Origin of the sequence: Limnothrix sp. FACHB-1083 (genome assembly GCF_014696485.1) — a bacterium.
GTDB lineage: Bacteria > Cyanobacteriota > Cyanobacteriia > CACIAM-69d > CACIAM-69d > CACIAM-69d.
This window is the reverse complement of the sequence record NZ_JACJQD010000003.1, coordinates 165384-180052: the sequence shown is the minus strand read 5'-3', so window position 1 is coordinate 180052 and position 14669 is coordinate 165384. Positions and strand designations below refer to the sequence as shown.

Sequence of the window (14669 nt, the reverse complement as noted above, 5' to 3'; positions counted from 1 at the left end):
GAAAGAAGGACAATGGAACGGCTATCTTGAAATCCAGTTTGCGCAGATTTCTAGGGTTGAGACTTCCAAAATCGGTAGTACCGGAGAGTGATCATGCCTGGCTAAGAATCCCTAAAAGATCCCTAACTGAACAGGGTCTGCATGTAATTGCATGATCACGACAACTGCCTCATCACCCTAGTAGCACGGCAAGCTGATTTTGATCGGTTAATTCATCGGTTAATTCAATGGCCTGTTGCTGTGACTCGATCATTAAGCAGCAAGGGGCTTAAGCCCCTTGTCATCACGACCGACTCCGCACGACCGACTCCGCAACGTTAACCCCATGAATCACGGCTGCCGCGCTATGAAAATCCAAATTCCTAGCGTGTTGAGCCACTCAAAATATCAGAAGCCTTCAGTTGCGAAATTGGCTTGCGGCTCTCACCCCGTTTTGTCACCCCGTAATCATAGGGGCCCGTTTTCAAAACCGGCTGACCCACAAAATTGTGCTCAGGCGGCGGCGAAGAAACCGTCCACTCCAATGTCAAAGCATTCCAAGGATTAGCCGAAGCCTTTTCACCAGCCACCCAGGAATAAATCGCATTCACCAGGAACGGAATGGTAGACACAGCCAAAATATAGGCACCGATGCTGCAAATTGCATTCACCGTTGAAAATTGCGGATCATATTCCGCCACCCGTCGGGGCATTCCCATCAAGCCCAAGTAATGCATGGGCAAAAAGCAAAGATTGAAACCCACCAGGGTCAAAACAAAATGTACTTTTCCCCAGGGTTCATTTAACATTCGCCCGGTCATTTTGGGGAACCAGTGGTAAAGGGCCGCGTAGAGACCAAACACACTGCCGCCAAACAACACGTAGTGCAGGTGGGCAACGATGAAATAGGTGTCGTGAACGTGGATGTCAAAGGGCACGGAGGCAATCATCACACCGCTGAGACCACCCACCACAAACATCGACACAAACCCGATCGCAAACAGCATGGCGGAATTCAGCCGCAATTTGCCACCCCAAATGGTGGCCACCCAACCAAACACTTTGATTCCGGTGGGCACGGCGATGATCATGGTGGCAATCATGAAAAACATCCGCAACCATGCCGGTGTGCCACTGGTGAACATGTGGTGTGCCCAAACAATCAAGCCCAACAAACTGATGGCAATGCTGGAATAGGCGATCGCCTTGTAACCAAAAATCGGTTTGCGAGCATGGACGGGCAAAATTTCGGAAATGGCTCCAAACAGCGGCAGGATCATGATGTAAACCGCTGGGTGGGAATAGAACCAAAACATGTGCTGATAGACGATCGGGTCGCCGCCCCCAGTGGGGTTAAAAAAGGCCGTTCCCGCCATCAAATCAAAGGACAACAGCACCAATGCGCCAGCCAGCACCGGGGTGGACATCAAAATCAAAATGGAAGCGGCCAACATGGCCCAACAAAACAGCGGCATGTCATTTAACGTCATGCCGGGGATGCGCATTTTGAGGATGGTGGCTGCAAAGTTGATCCCGCCCAAAATGGAGGAGGTTCCCAACAGCAAAATGCTGAGGATCCAAATTAGTTCACCCCATTGGCCACTGACCAAGCTGAGGGGAGGATAGGAGGTCCAACCGGCGGCGGCGGCTCCGGTGGGCACAAAAAAGCTGGCAATCAGCAGCAGCCCGGCCGGCGGAATCATCCAGAAGGCGATCGCGTTGAGCCGAGGAAAGGCCATATCCTTGGCCCCAATCATCAGGGGAATGAGATAGTTGCCAAAGCCTGCTCCGGCCGGCACAATCCACAGAAAAATCATCACCGTTGCATGGATGGTGAAGAGTTGGTTGTAGAGTTCGCGGCTCACGAAATCCACTTCCGGAGTGGCCAACTCCACGCGCACGGCGGTGGCCAAGGCTCCACCAATTAGGAAGAAGAAAAAGCTGGTGACAAGGTATTGAATGCCGATGACTTTGTGATCGACGCTGAAGCTAAAAAACCGTTGCCAGGGTTCGGGATCGGGTTCGATCGCGCCGGGCGTTCTGAGTTCTGCTGGAGCCATAGCAACGACAAGAGACAACAAGAAACAACAAAAACCGAAAAGTTGGATGTCAATTCAGCCCAGCCCGGATGCTGAGGCCAAGGGTGACCGCTGGCTACAGCGCAGCGGGGGCCAATTGGGCGATCGAACGGGTCTCGATCCCCAGCCGATCGCTGTAAACCTGTAAATATTCCGAATCCGTCAAATTTTGAGGATTTTGCGCCAGGGTCACCGCTGATCCTTGGCCCGTTTCCGTGGTTTCCGCCTCGGGCATCACGCTCGCCACCCAGGCTTCATACTCTTCCGGTGTTTGCACCAGTACTTCGGTGCGCATTGCCCCATGGAAGGAACCGCAAAGCTCGGCGCAAACGATCGGGTAGCGGCCTGGCTGGGTTGCCCGGAAGCGTAATTGTGTGGGGCGACCGGGGATCGCATCCTGCTTAATCCGAAACTGCGGAATCCAGAAGGCGTGCAACACATCCATGGCGGAAATGTTGAGCTGCACATCCTGACCCACGGGCACATGCAGTTCCCCTGCCATCACGTTCAAGTCAGGGTAGTTAAAAATCCAGGCGTATTGCAGCCCCTGCACATTGACTTGCAAGTCGGGGGCTTGGCCTTGGGAGCCGGGAGCTGCCCCCAGCCCTAGGGCCACTTCCGTACCATTCATGGACGGGGCCTCATCCAACGTGGCGGCGATCGCGGTGTGGTGGCCGTGGTGGTGGGCCATGCCCATCCCGGCTCCACTGGCCATCGGATCCAAGCCCCCCATGGAGTTATACACATCAAAGCTAAAGACCGAGATGCCCAAACAGATCACGGCGGGGATCGCAGTCCAAAGGATCTCTAGGGGAATGTTGCCCCGGATGGGCGGGCCGTCGGTGTCATCGCCGGGCTTGCGCCGAAAGCGCAGGATCGCATAAATCAAGCATCCTTGCACCAGCAGAAAAAGGCCCGTGGCAATGGTCAACATGGCCCCAAACAGGCGATCGACCTCGGGCGACACGTCCGTAGCCGACACCGGCAGCAGGAAATGATAGTTTTGCCCAACCCAAAGGCTGATTAGCGTTAAGCCAATGCCCATCAGCAGGGTCAGGATCGTACTAGGAACATTCATGGTGGTGCGTCACGCAAGACTGCAAAGGCAAAGGGCAACAGGCGATCGGGACAGGTCTGCTCCTCCGTTGGGGGCCAACGGCCAAGCGAGGGCGGCGGCCAACGAAGGGGAAAGGAGCGGGGGCAGCGGCCCATTGCGCTTGCCACTGCGTTACTGCCTTCAAAGGTAGACGTTTTTTTCAGGGAGCTGATTTGGTTTGTCAATATTTTTAAATATCTTTAGGATTCTCTTTGCCGTTAACAACCTTTAGGAAATCTTTGGGTTTCCTGGAGTCTGGCGATGGTGATTTTCAGCGATTCTGGCCGTGATTTGTCATCAACAATTAACATGCTCTAGATTGTGCGAACTCATCGGTTGCCAAAAATCTTGAAATCTTGGGGCGATCGCCCATTGATACATCAATATCTAGGGATTATTTGAGGATTGGGCTGAAAATCACCCTAGGGGGACGAAGGGTGACAGTCCTGGAAAAGCTGTTATTTACAATACAAACTAAATCAAAAATCGTTTGATATGTAACGCTTTCTTGGGGACAAATTTTGATCAAATGGTCAGTTCTTGATGAGCTTACCGTTAGTTGGTAGCGAATTTTAGGTCGAATCGGCTAATTGTTGTACATTGCAACGTGTTGCAATCTTTGACATGACATTTCCGCAATTTTCGGAACTGAGTTATGGTGGCGATGCACCTCATTGCTGCTTTTTAGACTCAAGATTTTCTTAAGAATTCCTATGGCGGAAACCGTGTTTCATCAGGCGGGGCATTCTTCCGAATCGGTGAAGACCTCGATCGTGATCGCCGAGGTCAATTCATCTTTGGGAAGCGATCGAGTGCGGTGGTTGGCCAAGCGGCTGGCGGTGGCGGCCTGGTTGCTGATGGCGATCGGCTCGGCCACCCGCGTGGCTAATGCGGGTCTCGCCTGTCCCGATTGGCCCCTCTGCTACGGCCAGGCGGTTCCCTGGGCCCAGATGAATTGGCAGGTGTTTTTGGAATGGTTCCACCGACTGGATGCAGCAGTGGTGGCCTTTGGGGCCCTGGGCTTGGCGGGCACGGCAGTCCGGTTTCGGCGGGAACTGCCCGGTTGGGTGGTTCCGGCAACGGTGGCGGCCCTGGCCCTGGTGGTGTTGCAAGCGGGGCTGGGGGCCCTGACGGTGACGGAGTTGCTGCGGTTTGACGTGGTGACGGCACACTTGGGGACGGCGTTGGCATTTTTGGCCCTATTGGTGGCGATCGCGGCGGGCCTGACTCCCCAACAGGCTTCGGGCACGGCGGCCGGCTTGGCGGGTTGGGCCCTGCTGGCGGCAATCGCGATCGATGTCCAAAGCCTGATCGGTGGCATTGTCGGATCGCGCTGGGCGGTACACCAGTGCCTGGAGGGCGATCAGCTCTGTGGCATTCTCCACACCCACTTTTGGGGCATTGTGCCCGCCGTCTTGACCATTGGCATTTTGCTGATCATGGCTTGGCGCACCCCGGCTTTGAATCCGCGCCTCCGTTCCCTTCGGAGCTTGATCGCCCTGTTGTTGGTGGCGCAATTGGCCATTGGTTACAGCACCTATCACTTTCAATTGCGGGTGGCAGGGCTAACGGTGCTGCATGAGGCGATCGCGGCGGCCCTGTTGGCTTCGCTGGTGGCCTTCACGGTTTGGGCCGGGCGCGATCGGTTGCGGGAGTCGCCCGATGGTCTGACAGCCTAAACAGCTCAGGCCTCGCCCAGAATTCCCCAAGAATTCCCCAAAAATTTCCAAGAACCTCCCAAAAACTCCCAAGAACTCGCTGGTTGTTGATGTTGCCGGAATAGCTGCTATGCAAGAAATTGTGCAAAACCTGTCGAACATGACCGAGGAAGCGGCTGCGTCGCCCTGGCAGCGAGCCGGGTCGATCGTTCGGAGCTATATTCAGCTCACCAAGCCCCGGATCATTGTGTTGCTGCTGATTTCCACCGCAGCGGCCATGGCCCTGGCTGGCGGGGGTGATGTGGATCCGGTGCTGTTTTTGGCAACCCTGGCCGGTGGGGCCTTGGCTGCCGGTTCCGCTAATGCGATCAACTGCTTCTATGATCGCGACATCGATTCGATCATGGTGCGCACCCAAAAGCGCCCAATTCCCTCCGGGCAAATTCGCCCCCGCGATGCTCTGATATTCGCGATCGTCCTGGGCGTTGCGTCCTTTGGGCTGCTGACCTGGATGGCCAATCTGCTGGCGGCTCTGTTGGCGATGGCGGGAATTGGCTGCTATGTGGTGGTCTATACCCACTGGCTGAAGCGCCACAGTCCCCACAACATCGTGATTGGCGGCGCGGCGGGGGCCATTCCGCCCCTGGTGGGTTGGGCCGCCGTGACGGGCACGCTGGATTGGCCCGCCTGGGCGCTGTTTTGGATTATTTTCCTCTGGACTCCGCCGCACTTCTGGGCGCTGGCTTTGATGATTCGGGATGACTACGCCAGCGTAGGTGTGCCCATGCTGCCGGTGGTGAGCGGCGACGAGGCCACGGCTAAGCAAATTCTGGGTTACTCGATCGCCCTGGTTCCTTTGACCTTGGCGCTGGCTTGGCCCTTGGGCGAAACCGGTTGGCTCTACGGGGTGATCGCCCTGATTTTGGGGGGCATTTTGGTGCAAAAGTCCTGGCAACTGCTGGCCCTACCGAGCGATCGCGCCGTGGCACGGGATCTGTTCAAATACTCGATCGGCTACCTGATGCTGCTCTGTGCCGGAGCTGTGTTGGCTGGGTTACCGGTCACCCACAGCCTGCAACTGGCTTTGTTTGACCAAGTGCAATCGCTCTGGCTGGCGATCGCCGCCTAGTGACCCAAGGCTCCAATGGTCTCGCAAGATCTAGCGAGACCCAACGAGACCTAGAAGTTAGGCCCAGAAGTTAGGCCTAGAAGTCAAAGTAAATAAACGGTACGCCCTCGGGCCCCAGAATCCAGACCAGATAAAGGCAGATGGGGACGAGGGCGATTTTTACCGGCTGTGTGAGCTGCAACCGCAGGCCCCGTTGACCAAACCAAGCGACCACCATCAGCAGCGCGATCGCCCCCAAGGCCGCGCCTAACCGCCAAGGATCCAACCCCAACGCTTCGTCATAAACCTTTTCTAGAAAAGCCCCATCGCTCGATCGGCCCCAAAGGTGTTGAAACACCAAGCTCGACTGGCTCCAGTCCGGCAACCGAATCAGCACCCAGCTCAAAAACACCATCAGTTGCGTCAGGCCCCAAGCCAGAGCCACCCCCGCCGGATGGGCCCACAGGGCCGCCAGGGGACTGAAACGGTGGGAAGCCGCATCCACCAACCGATGCACCGCCAAAGCCAGCCCATGGGCCCCACCCCACAGCACATAGCCCCAGTTGTCCCCATGCCACAGGCCACCCAACAACATCACGATCATTAGGTTGATGCAGGTGCGAACCAGGCCTTGGCGGGAACCCCCCAAAGGAATGTAGAGATAGTTTCGGAGCCAGTCGCCAAGGGTGATGTGCCAGCGTCGCCAAAAGTCCGCAATGCTGGTGCTGAGGTAGGGAAAATCAAAGTTTTGGGGCAGTTGAATCCCGAGCAACATCGCACTGCCTCGGGCGATGTCCACATAGCCGCTGAAGTCCAGATAGAGCTGGAAACCATAGGCCCCGATCACCAACCACAAGTCCCCGCTGCCCGCCCGCTCCAGGGTTCCGGGGCTGAAGATCGTGCGGACCCACAGGCCCAAGGAATCGGCAATCAGTCCCTTTTTGATGGCACCGCAGGCAATCAGCCACAGACCTTCGGTGATTTGTTCAGCCCGGGGATTGCGCGGCTGGTCTAACTCTTCCAGTTGGCTCGCCAAGCCGTGATAGCGGACGATCGGCCCGGAAATGAGCTTTGGGAAAAAGAGCTTATAGGTACAAAATTTCAGCCAATTGCGGGCCGGAGGCGCACCGCGATAGACATCCACAAGATAAGCAATACATTCAAAGCAAAAAAAGCTGATGCCGAGGGGTGCTTCGATTCGATCGACCCAATTGGCCGCATCCAACAGGGGCGGACTCTGGAACGCCCAGCCCAGGGAGTTGAGGGCAAAGGGCACATATTTAAACCCAAACAACAACAGCAAATTGAGGCCAATGCCCACCCATAGCAGGCGTTTTCGCTGTCGCTGTCGGGCTTCCGGGTTGGGCCCGCCCACGTAATGTCGAATCGATCGCCGATCGGTCCGCAACATCCAGCCCAAGCTGTAGTTCAGGGCCGTGCCCACCAACAACAGGGGCACGTAGAGGGGTTGCCGCAGACCATAAAAAATCAGACTGGCAACCAACAGCAGGCCCCATCGCCCCGATCTCCAGGGCAGCAGCCAAAACAGGCCCACCGTTGAAATCAGAAGCCAACCATAGACTTGCGACAGAAATGTCATGAGATGCCCCCTGTTGCTTCCCCCGAATGATAGGGCTGGCCGTTGCCCAGAAATCCAAATCGACGACTCAGGGCCGATCGCCCCTAACGGATGGATTGCACCGTCAGCACTTGGGGCGGTGTGGCATCGGGCGGATAGAGAAAATTCACCTGCACCACCCGCTTGGAACCGGGTCGTAGGTTCAAGGTGGCGAGGGGTTGCCCCTGTTCACCCCGATGTTGCACCACATGGATGAAGCGATCGATCGGATTGCCCAAATCATCTTGGTACTGCAACCGAATGGGCCCCCGGAAAAAGACCCGCTCTTCGGGCGGCTCCAAAAATCGTAGTTGATCGCTCGGCCCGTCTTCCTTCAAAGGAGTTTGAAACAAAATCGCCACCTGTTGCGGGCTGCCGGTGCGATTGGTTAAGGGCAAGGTCAAGCTATATTGCACCCCGTAATTACCGTGGGCCAGATAGGCCGTGTCGGGATAGCGAGCCACCATGGGCGCACTTTGAACCTGGCGCGTGCCCAACGTTCCTCGGGGCAAGGTGGCGATCGGGTAGGAAATGGCCCCGCCATCGGTAGGCACTCGCAGTTCATTCACCCCCGGATCCGTGAGGGTGGCCTCCCAGCGCGACCCTTTGGCCACGCCGGCCACTCGGCCATAGAAGAATCGAGCACTGGTTTCCGCCAAGCTCAAGGAGGTGGGAGCCACATCACGCGGGCCCGAAAGACCGCTGCGCACCAGCAGGTATTGCCACTCCCGCAGGCTGGGAATTTGTTCGCGGCCGTCGGGGGTCTTGGGCGAGAACATGGCCAAACTGGCCAGATAGACCGGCCCATTGGACTCGGCCCGAATCAGGGTCGATCGGGTATTGGAGGAGGGGGTGATTTTGCCCACTGGAATCGGGGAATTCACCACCATTTCTGCTTCCCGAGGCCCTAGCCGCAGATTCGATCGCAGCAGGCCCCGCCGCCGACCGCGCAACACATCCCCCACCACGCGGCTGCCAGAGCCAGAATAGATTGCCCCGATCGGGTCTTCTAGGTAGGCCGGCAAGGGTTTAAAGGGCGCTTCAAACCGGCTGATATAGCTAGCGGATTCGCGAATGTTCACCTCAACGGTGCGCGGCCCCGGGTTATAGACCATCACGCCCTGAAACAGCGTGCGCCCTTCCTGATAAGCCGCCGCGCGGGAGATATGGTGCGAAAAAATATCAAACCGCCCCTGAAAGGCATAGTTTAGGTGCGCGGAAGGTACGGCCATGCCGTTGGCCGGAAAAGTGGACAGCAAAATCCCTTCCGTCAGAACCACTTCGGGGCTGTTGCTGTTAAAAACCGGCACGTTGTCCAGCCGCCCGGGGAGCGATCGCACCTGATGGCGCTGGGTAATCTCTCGCCGCCGCACGGGCTGCGGAGCCAAAATTTCATCTTCTGCGGCCTCCCGGTTCCCTGGGGAATCGGGTTCGGCCTGTTCGATCGGGGGCAGTTGAGCGACGGGCCCCACCTGGAGCGGAAACAAGCCAAGGAGCAGAGAGAGCATGGACTCGAAGGCAAATACTAGGAATGGAGTGGTGCGGGCATGGCCTGAGGCACAGACGGCCATTAGCCGCTGTTTCGGCCCAGAAAAACAAAGGAAAACGCTAGTGGATCCAATTCCATGCACCGGCCGGCCGACGGAGGCTGAACTGGAAAAGGGCTATTTTTAAGCCGTTGACCAGTATGCCTGGATCGGGGTTGCTTGAGGGGGTCAGCGATCGAGAAACCCGGGGTGAAAGGGGCTGAAACCTCAGTGAACCACAGAAGACGGCGGAGACCGTTGGAGAATTGTGGACTGCCGGCGTTTTCTGTTGATCGAAATCCTGAGAGAAACGCCCCAAACTTTAACATTTTCTATTGGGGGGTGAATGCCCCCGGACGGATCTCCAGAAACCTGATCCCGCGCCCAGGATGCCAACAACCGCCTGTTTGCAAGTTTTGAGCCTGTTGGCCACCGCCAGCCAACGGCGTGATTGGGCCCCTTGAACCGCTTGTTTCCCAGAGACCTTCCGTAATCCATCTGTTAGCCTTACGGTATCGCAACGGCCAAGGCGGCTCAACCCGTTACTAGCTGTGCTTTGAAGCCTGATGGAATGGTGCTGGTGGCCCCAATTGGCCCCCAGTGGGTTTCGCCCATGGGGGCCCAGCGATCGCCGCGATCGGCCAACTGTCCCCCAATCCCCAAACTTGGGGCGGGGCCAAGGGTAACAGCCCGATCGTGGTGGCCCTTCCATCCCTTCAGGTGCATTCCACTGGAGCATCACAATCCATGACAATCGCAATTTGGCAAATCGTTTCTATGCCCCCAGCCCTTGCTTTGCCCGGGGCTGCGGCCCTTTATTCGGCCCAAGTGCCCCCAATTCCGGGCACGAGTCCGGATGTGGCCCCCTTCTTGAATGGTTTGGTGCGGGGGCTGGTGGCCCTGTTGGTGGGCTGGCTGTTGGCTATTTTGGTGGCCAGCGTGGTGCGCCACCTCCTCAGCCGACTGGATGTGGGGCGGCGGCTGTCGGGTTGGCTGTCGGGTCAGTCGGCTAACGATGCCACCCTTGTCCCGATCGAAAACTGGGCCGGGGCGATCGCCTTTTGGACGATCATGCTCTTTGCCATTTTGGTTTTCCTGGATGCGGTCGGCCTACAGGCGGCTTCAACTCCCCTTCAGCGCTTTTTAGGGGAAATTCTGGGCTATGCCCCGCGTATCTTTAGCGCCCTAATTCTCACGGCGCTGGCTTGGCTTGTGGCCACGGTAGTGAAACTGCTGCTCACCCGAGGGCTACAGCGCTTTTCCCTAGACGATCGCTTGGCGAGTCAAATGGGCGGCAGCAGTCCGATTCTGCTGAACGAAACCCTCGGCAATATCCTCTACTGGCTGATTCTGCTGCTGTTCCTGCCCTTTGTGCTGGATGCCTTGGCCTTGCAAGGGCCGCTGGAGCCAATTCAAGGGGCCGTGGCTCAGGTGCTAGAAGCGCTGCCACGAATCTTTAAGGCGTTGCTGGTGGGGGCGATCGGTTGGTTCATTGCTCGACTGGTGCGGGTGGTGTTGACCAACTTCCTCGGATCGGCAGGGGTCGATCGCCTCGGTTACCGCATTGGCCTCAGCGGATTGGCAGGAACCCAAAGTCTGTCTTGGATTGCGGGAACCATTGCCTACACGGTGATTTTGATCGTCACGGCCATTTCGGTTTTGCAAGAGCTGCAAATCCAGGCCATTTCGGAACCCGCCGTGGCCATGCTGAATGAAATTCTGCTGGCAATTCCGTATATTCTGCGGGCCGTGATTATTCTGGCGATCGCCTACGCGATCGGGCGGTTTGTCGCCAATTTGGTCAGCAATTTCCTGAGTGGTGTGGGCTTCAACAACATGCCCCTCGCCTTAGGGCTGCCCATGACCGTGGGGGCCAAGTCTCCTTCGGATATTGCCGGGATCATCACCCTGGTGGGCATCATGCTGTTTGCCGCGATCGCCGCGATCGACAGCCTGAAAGTGCCGGAACTGACAGCCCTCGTTGCAGGGCTGACCACCATCCTCGGTCAAGTGCTCGTCGGGGCCTTGATTTTTGCCGTGGGCCTGTATCTGGCTAACTTGGCTTACCGGGTGATTGCCATGCCCGGCTCTCGCCAAGCCACCCTGCTGGCTCAAGTGGCCCGGTTGGCGATCATTGTGTTGGTGGGGGCCATGGCGCTGCAACAGATGGGAATTGCCCCGGATATTGTGAACCTGGCCTTTGGTTTGATCTTGGGCGCAGTGGCCGTGGCCAGCGCGATCGCCTTCGGTTTGGGCGGCCGTGATGTGGCCAGCGAGCAACTCCGCGAATGGATCAATAACCTCAAGCGCTAACCTTTGGTGTGATTAGTGCGATTTCCAGCGCGATCGTCAGCGCCAAAGGTTGTTAGCCAATTCCCAATGTGCTGATCCTGGCGTTGGGAAATGACCAAAAACAAAGACAAGGGGTTTAAACCCCTTGTCCCACCCAGCAAAACTAGGACAGAAATGCTTGGTGCATTCTTGCGGTTAGTCTTCAGAAACCCGAAACCCTAGCCTAAAAACCTAAAGATAAAAACCCTAAAGATAAAAGTCAGGCTTCGGTAAGCGCTCATTCAAAACCCAATCGCCAAGGGCTTTGATCTTGTAATCAATCGGATCATGAAGCGTGAAGGTTCGGAGGTTACGCCAGAACTGATCAAACCCGTAGCATCGACTGCTCGATCGCGCACCCATCGCCTCAAAAATTCCACTCGTCACATCCAATCCCACCTGGTGGGTAACCACCTTAGCCGAGGCAATTGCCAGGGCGCACTCAGCTCGCTCCTCTGATGACAGGGCCCAACTGCGATCCCAAGCGGTTTGCAAGCGCTCAGCCGCCCGGTCACAAAGCGCCGTAGCCGCCTCCAACCCAGCCCACCATTGACCATATCGTTGAAGGATATAGGGATCGTCACCAGCGGTGGGCACTCCGGCAGTGGGCCAAGGACGAGTGCAATGGCGAGTGTAAAGCTTGGCGCTATCTAACGCCCCCAGTGCAATTCCTAAGTAAATATTGGCTAAGTTGAGTTGTGTCAAACAGGCCCGAATGGTTCGGAATGGCTGATTGACTTGAGTTTGGTCTTCCAAAATTTCTTCCGGCTTCACCAAAACATTGTTAAAAACAACGCTGCCGCTATCGGTCTGGCGTTGCCCAATATTGTCCCAATTATTTTGCAGCTCAATTCCAGCACGTCTCGTAGGCAAAATGGCAATGACCTGCTTGCCGGATGCTTCTTCAGTGGCCATGGTCGGCAAAATATCCGAGTCTTTGGCTCCTGAGCAAAATGTTTTAAATCCATTCAGGCGATAGATCCCACCCTCTCGACTTAACTTGAGATTGTGGTCTAGGGGATTGAGCGCATTACACCAAAACCAATTCTGTTGAATAGTTTCTTGATAGTAATAATCTCGCTGCTGAACAGTTCCAAATAGGTAAGGAATGATCACTCCCAAGTTGTGGTAGGAGTAAATATGGGCGATCGAGCTATCTACCTTGGCAAATTCGCGACTAATTCGCATTGCCAGAATCCAACTTTCTCCCCAGCCACCGGCAGAGCTGGGAATGATTAGCTTCAAGAGTCCGCTGTGACGTAGGCAATTGCGCTCAAGCAAGGGAGTCACGCCGGCTGCGTCTCGCTCAATCACCGTTGTCGAAAAATCTTCTGCTAAAGATCGAGCAACTGCCAACGGGTCAAGCCGGTTTTGCTCAGTCCAATCGCTAACCAAAACACTAGATCTTTCAGGTCTTAAGTTCGTCATAATGTCCTTGGCGATCGGGAAATTGGTCATCAACTGCAATTTACTCAGCAAGCCAACTCAAGTAGCTCTGAGGTTTGGGTTTAACGATTTGCCAACTGTAGCTCCCTAGAAAAGTTGAGTGCATCTAGAATTTCGATCTTCCAACGCTGAAATTCCAGGCTCGTGCGCGATCGAGGACGTGGTAAATCGATGGTGAACTCTCGATAAACCCGTCCAGGACATTGCAAAACAATCACTCGATCGCTGAGTAGCACCGCCTCTTCAACATCGTGGGTTACGAGTAACAAAGTTGGGCGATTCTCTTGCCACAGATCCAGCAAATGATCTTGTTGCTTAAGGCGAGTAAACGCATCCAAGGCGCTAAATGGTTCATCCAGCAAAAGAATCGATGGACGAGTCACTAAAGCACGGGCGATCGCCACACGCTGCGCCATCCCACCTGATAACTGTCGAGGAAGTGCATCCGCAAACTGGCATAAACCAACCCGTGCAATGGCATCAGTGGTCAGCTCATCACGAACCGGAGGCGGTAATTTTGACAAGCCAAAGGCAATATTTTGACGAACTGTCAGCCAAGGCATTAAGCGCGGTTCCTGAAAGATCGTGCTCACCTTGGGATGTGGTTTTCGGATCACCTCATCATCAATCAGAACTTGCCCCAGGCTCGGATGCTCCAGACCGGCAATAATTCGCAGCAAAGTACTTTTGCCACAGCCGCTAGCACCGACTAATCCAACAATTTCACCCGGTTCTAGCGTCAAATCAATTCTGTCAATGGCAATGTAACCATTTCTGAACTGTTTTCCAACTCCATCAATTTTTAGCATGTTCCATAGCCCTCACTCACGGCGAGTTATATTCACGTTCATCAATCCAACTGAGGCTCAAATTCATTCAAATTCTGGGAATCCCAAATTTCAAAAATTCCGCATCATAGTTTGACAATGATTCATGCTTTCGTTCTTGGACAATGCTCTAAACAGATTGCTCACTCGATCCATAAACATCCTGCCAATACAAGAGACGCTTACCAAAAATCAGCAGAATCAAATCCGTGGTCTTCCCAATGATTGCGAATAGCAAAATGCTGCCCAAAATAATTGAAGGTCTCCCGGTGGCCTGTCCATCAACCAACAAAAACCCTAAACCTTGGCTGACACCCATAATTTCAGCAGCAACCACAAACATCCATCCCAATCCCAGTCCACTTCGTAACCCAACTAAATAAGCTGGTAGCGTGGCTGGGATAAAAACTCGCACAATAGATTCCCAATCACTTAATCGATATACCTTGCCAACCTCAACCAGCTTGCGATCGACCTCTCGAACTCCCGTCATCAGATTTAGATAAACTGGAAAAAAAACTCCCACTGCAATCAGGGCTATTTTTGAAGGCTCCTGAATACCTAGCCAAAGAATAAATAAAGGAACCCAAGCCAGGGATGGAATACTCCGCAGTGCCTGCAACAGGGGATCGCACAATTGATGAAAAACTCGAAAGTACCCTGTCAGAGCACCAATAATGGTTGCGAGACCACCACCAATCAAAAATCCCAAAAGCACCCTGTAAAGCGTGATGCCAATATGCCCAAAAAGTTGACCATCAACTGTCAGTTGCCAAAGTGTGAGCAAAACAACTGATGGCGCAGGCATCAAGTTTTCTGGAAAGATGCTGAGTCGCGAAAGAATTTCCCAAGTCAGCAGTAGAGCTACTGGCAAAATTCCTCCTTGGAAGATGGATGAATCCCGCCAGCGAATTTTCTGATTGGGCCGCAGTCGTCTAATCTCAGATTGCCTTTTGATGGTGGTGGTCACTGTTCTGACAAGCCTCAACTAGGTTCATATTT

General features: G+C 55.1%; 12 protein-coding genes. 3 read left to right on the top strand and 9 right to left on the bottom strand.

Annotated features, from left to right (window positions below):
• Positions 1–362: 362 nt before the first annotated feature.
• The 3 genes from ctaD to H6F46_RS04965 form a co-directional block, all read right to left on the bottom strand.
• The gene (gene ctaD / locus H6F46_RS04975) at positions 363–2039 is read right to left on the bottom strand and encodes a cytochrome c oxidase subunit I (RefSeq protein ID WP_190353799.1); all 1677 of its coding nucleotides are present in this window, start codon (positions 2037–2039) and stop codon (positions 363–365) included.
• A 94-nt stretch (positions 2040–2133) separates the two neighbouring features.
• On the bottom strand, positions 2134–3135 hold the full coding sequence (locus tag H6F46_RS04970) for a cytochrome c oxidase subunit II (protein ID WP_190353798.1): 1002 nt from the start codon (positions 3133–3135) through the stop codon (positions 2134–2136).
• Positions 3132–3281, bottom strand: coding sequence for a hypothetical protein (locus tag H6F46_RS04965; protein WP_190353797.1), 150 nt, complete (start codon positions 3279–3281; stop codon positions 3132–3134). The genes H6F46_RS04970 and H6F46_RS04965 overlap by 4 nt, the downstream gene beginning before the upstream one ends.
• Positions 3282–3866: 585 nt before the next feature.
• On the opposite strand from H6F46_RS04965, the gene H6F46_RS04960 reads away from it, so the two are divergent.
• Positions 3867–4832: a heme A synthase gene (locus tag H6F46_RS04960; protein ID WP_190353796.1), complete on the top strand. Its 966-nt coding sequence runs from the start codon at positions 3867–3869 to the stop codon at positions 4830–4832.
• A gap of 109 nt (positions 4833–4941) precedes the next feature.
• Positions 4942–5940 carry a heme o synthase gene (locus tag H6F46_RS04955; protein WP_190353795.1) on the top strand — a complete coding sequence of 333 codons (999 nt, stop codon included), beginning with the start codon at positions 4942–4944 and terminating at the stop codon, positions 5938–5940.
• Between the two features lie 76 nt (positions 5941–6016).
• On the opposite strand, the gene H6F46_RS04950 is transcribed toward H6F46_RS04955, so the two are convergent.
• The 3 genes from H6F46_RS04950 to H6F46_RS04940 all read right to left on the bottom strand — a co-directional run bounded on the left by H6F46_RS04950 (position 6017) and on the right by H6F46_RS04940 (position 9789).
• Positions 6017–7519, bottom strand: coding sequence for an MBOAT family protein (locus tag H6F46_RS04950; protein WP_190353794.1), 1503 nt, complete (start codon positions 7517–7519; stop codon positions 6017–6019).
• Between the two features lie 83 nt (positions 7520–7602).
• Positions 7603–9045: a DUF3370 domain-containing protein gene (locus H6F46_RS04945; protein WP_099532843.1), complete on the bottom strand. Its 1443-nt coding sequence runs from the start codon at positions 9043–9045 to the stop codon at positions 7603–7605.
• Between the two features lie 552 nt (positions 9046–9597).
• A complete protein-coding gene (locus tag H6F46_RS04940) occupies positions 9598–9789 on the bottom strand; it encodes a hypothetical protein (protein ID WP_190353793.1) in 192 nt (63 codons plus the stop codon).
• Between the two features lie 21 nt (positions 9790–9810).
• Here H6F46_RS04940 and H6F46_RS04935 point away from each other — a divergent pair, with 21 nt between their 5' ends.
• Complete coding sequence (locus H6F46_RS04935) at positions 9811–11376, top strand: mechanosensitive ion channel (protein WP_190353792.1); 1566 nt, start codon at positions 9811–9813, stop codon at positions 11374–11376.
• A 225-nt stretch (positions 11377–11601) separates the two neighbouring features.
• Here H6F46_RS04935 and H6F46_RS04930 read toward each other — a convergent pair whose 3' ends face one another.
• The 3 genes from H6F46_RS04930 to H6F46_RS04920 all read right to left on the bottom strand — a co-directional run bounded on the left by H6F46_RS04930 (position 11602) and on the right by H6F46_RS04920 (position 14637).
• A complete protein-coding gene (locus H6F46_RS04930; RefSeq protein WP_190353791.1) occupies positions 11602–12822 on the bottom strand; it encodes an acyl-CoA dehydrogenase family protein in 1221 nt (406 codons plus the stop codon).
• A gap of 80 nt (positions 12823–12902) precedes the next feature.
• Complete coding sequence (locus H6F46_RS04925) at positions 12903–13649, bottom strand: ABC transporter ATP-binding protein (protein ID WP_190353790.1); 747 nt, start codon at positions 13647–13649, stop codon at positions 12903–12905.
• 148 nt (positions 13650–13797) lie between these two features.
• Positions 13798–14637, bottom strand: a complete 840-nt coding sequence (locus H6F46_RS04920) for an ABC transporter permease (protein WP_347278282.1) — start codon at positions 14635–14637, stop codon at positions 13798–13800.
• Positions 14638–14669 lie beyond the last annotated feature (32 nt).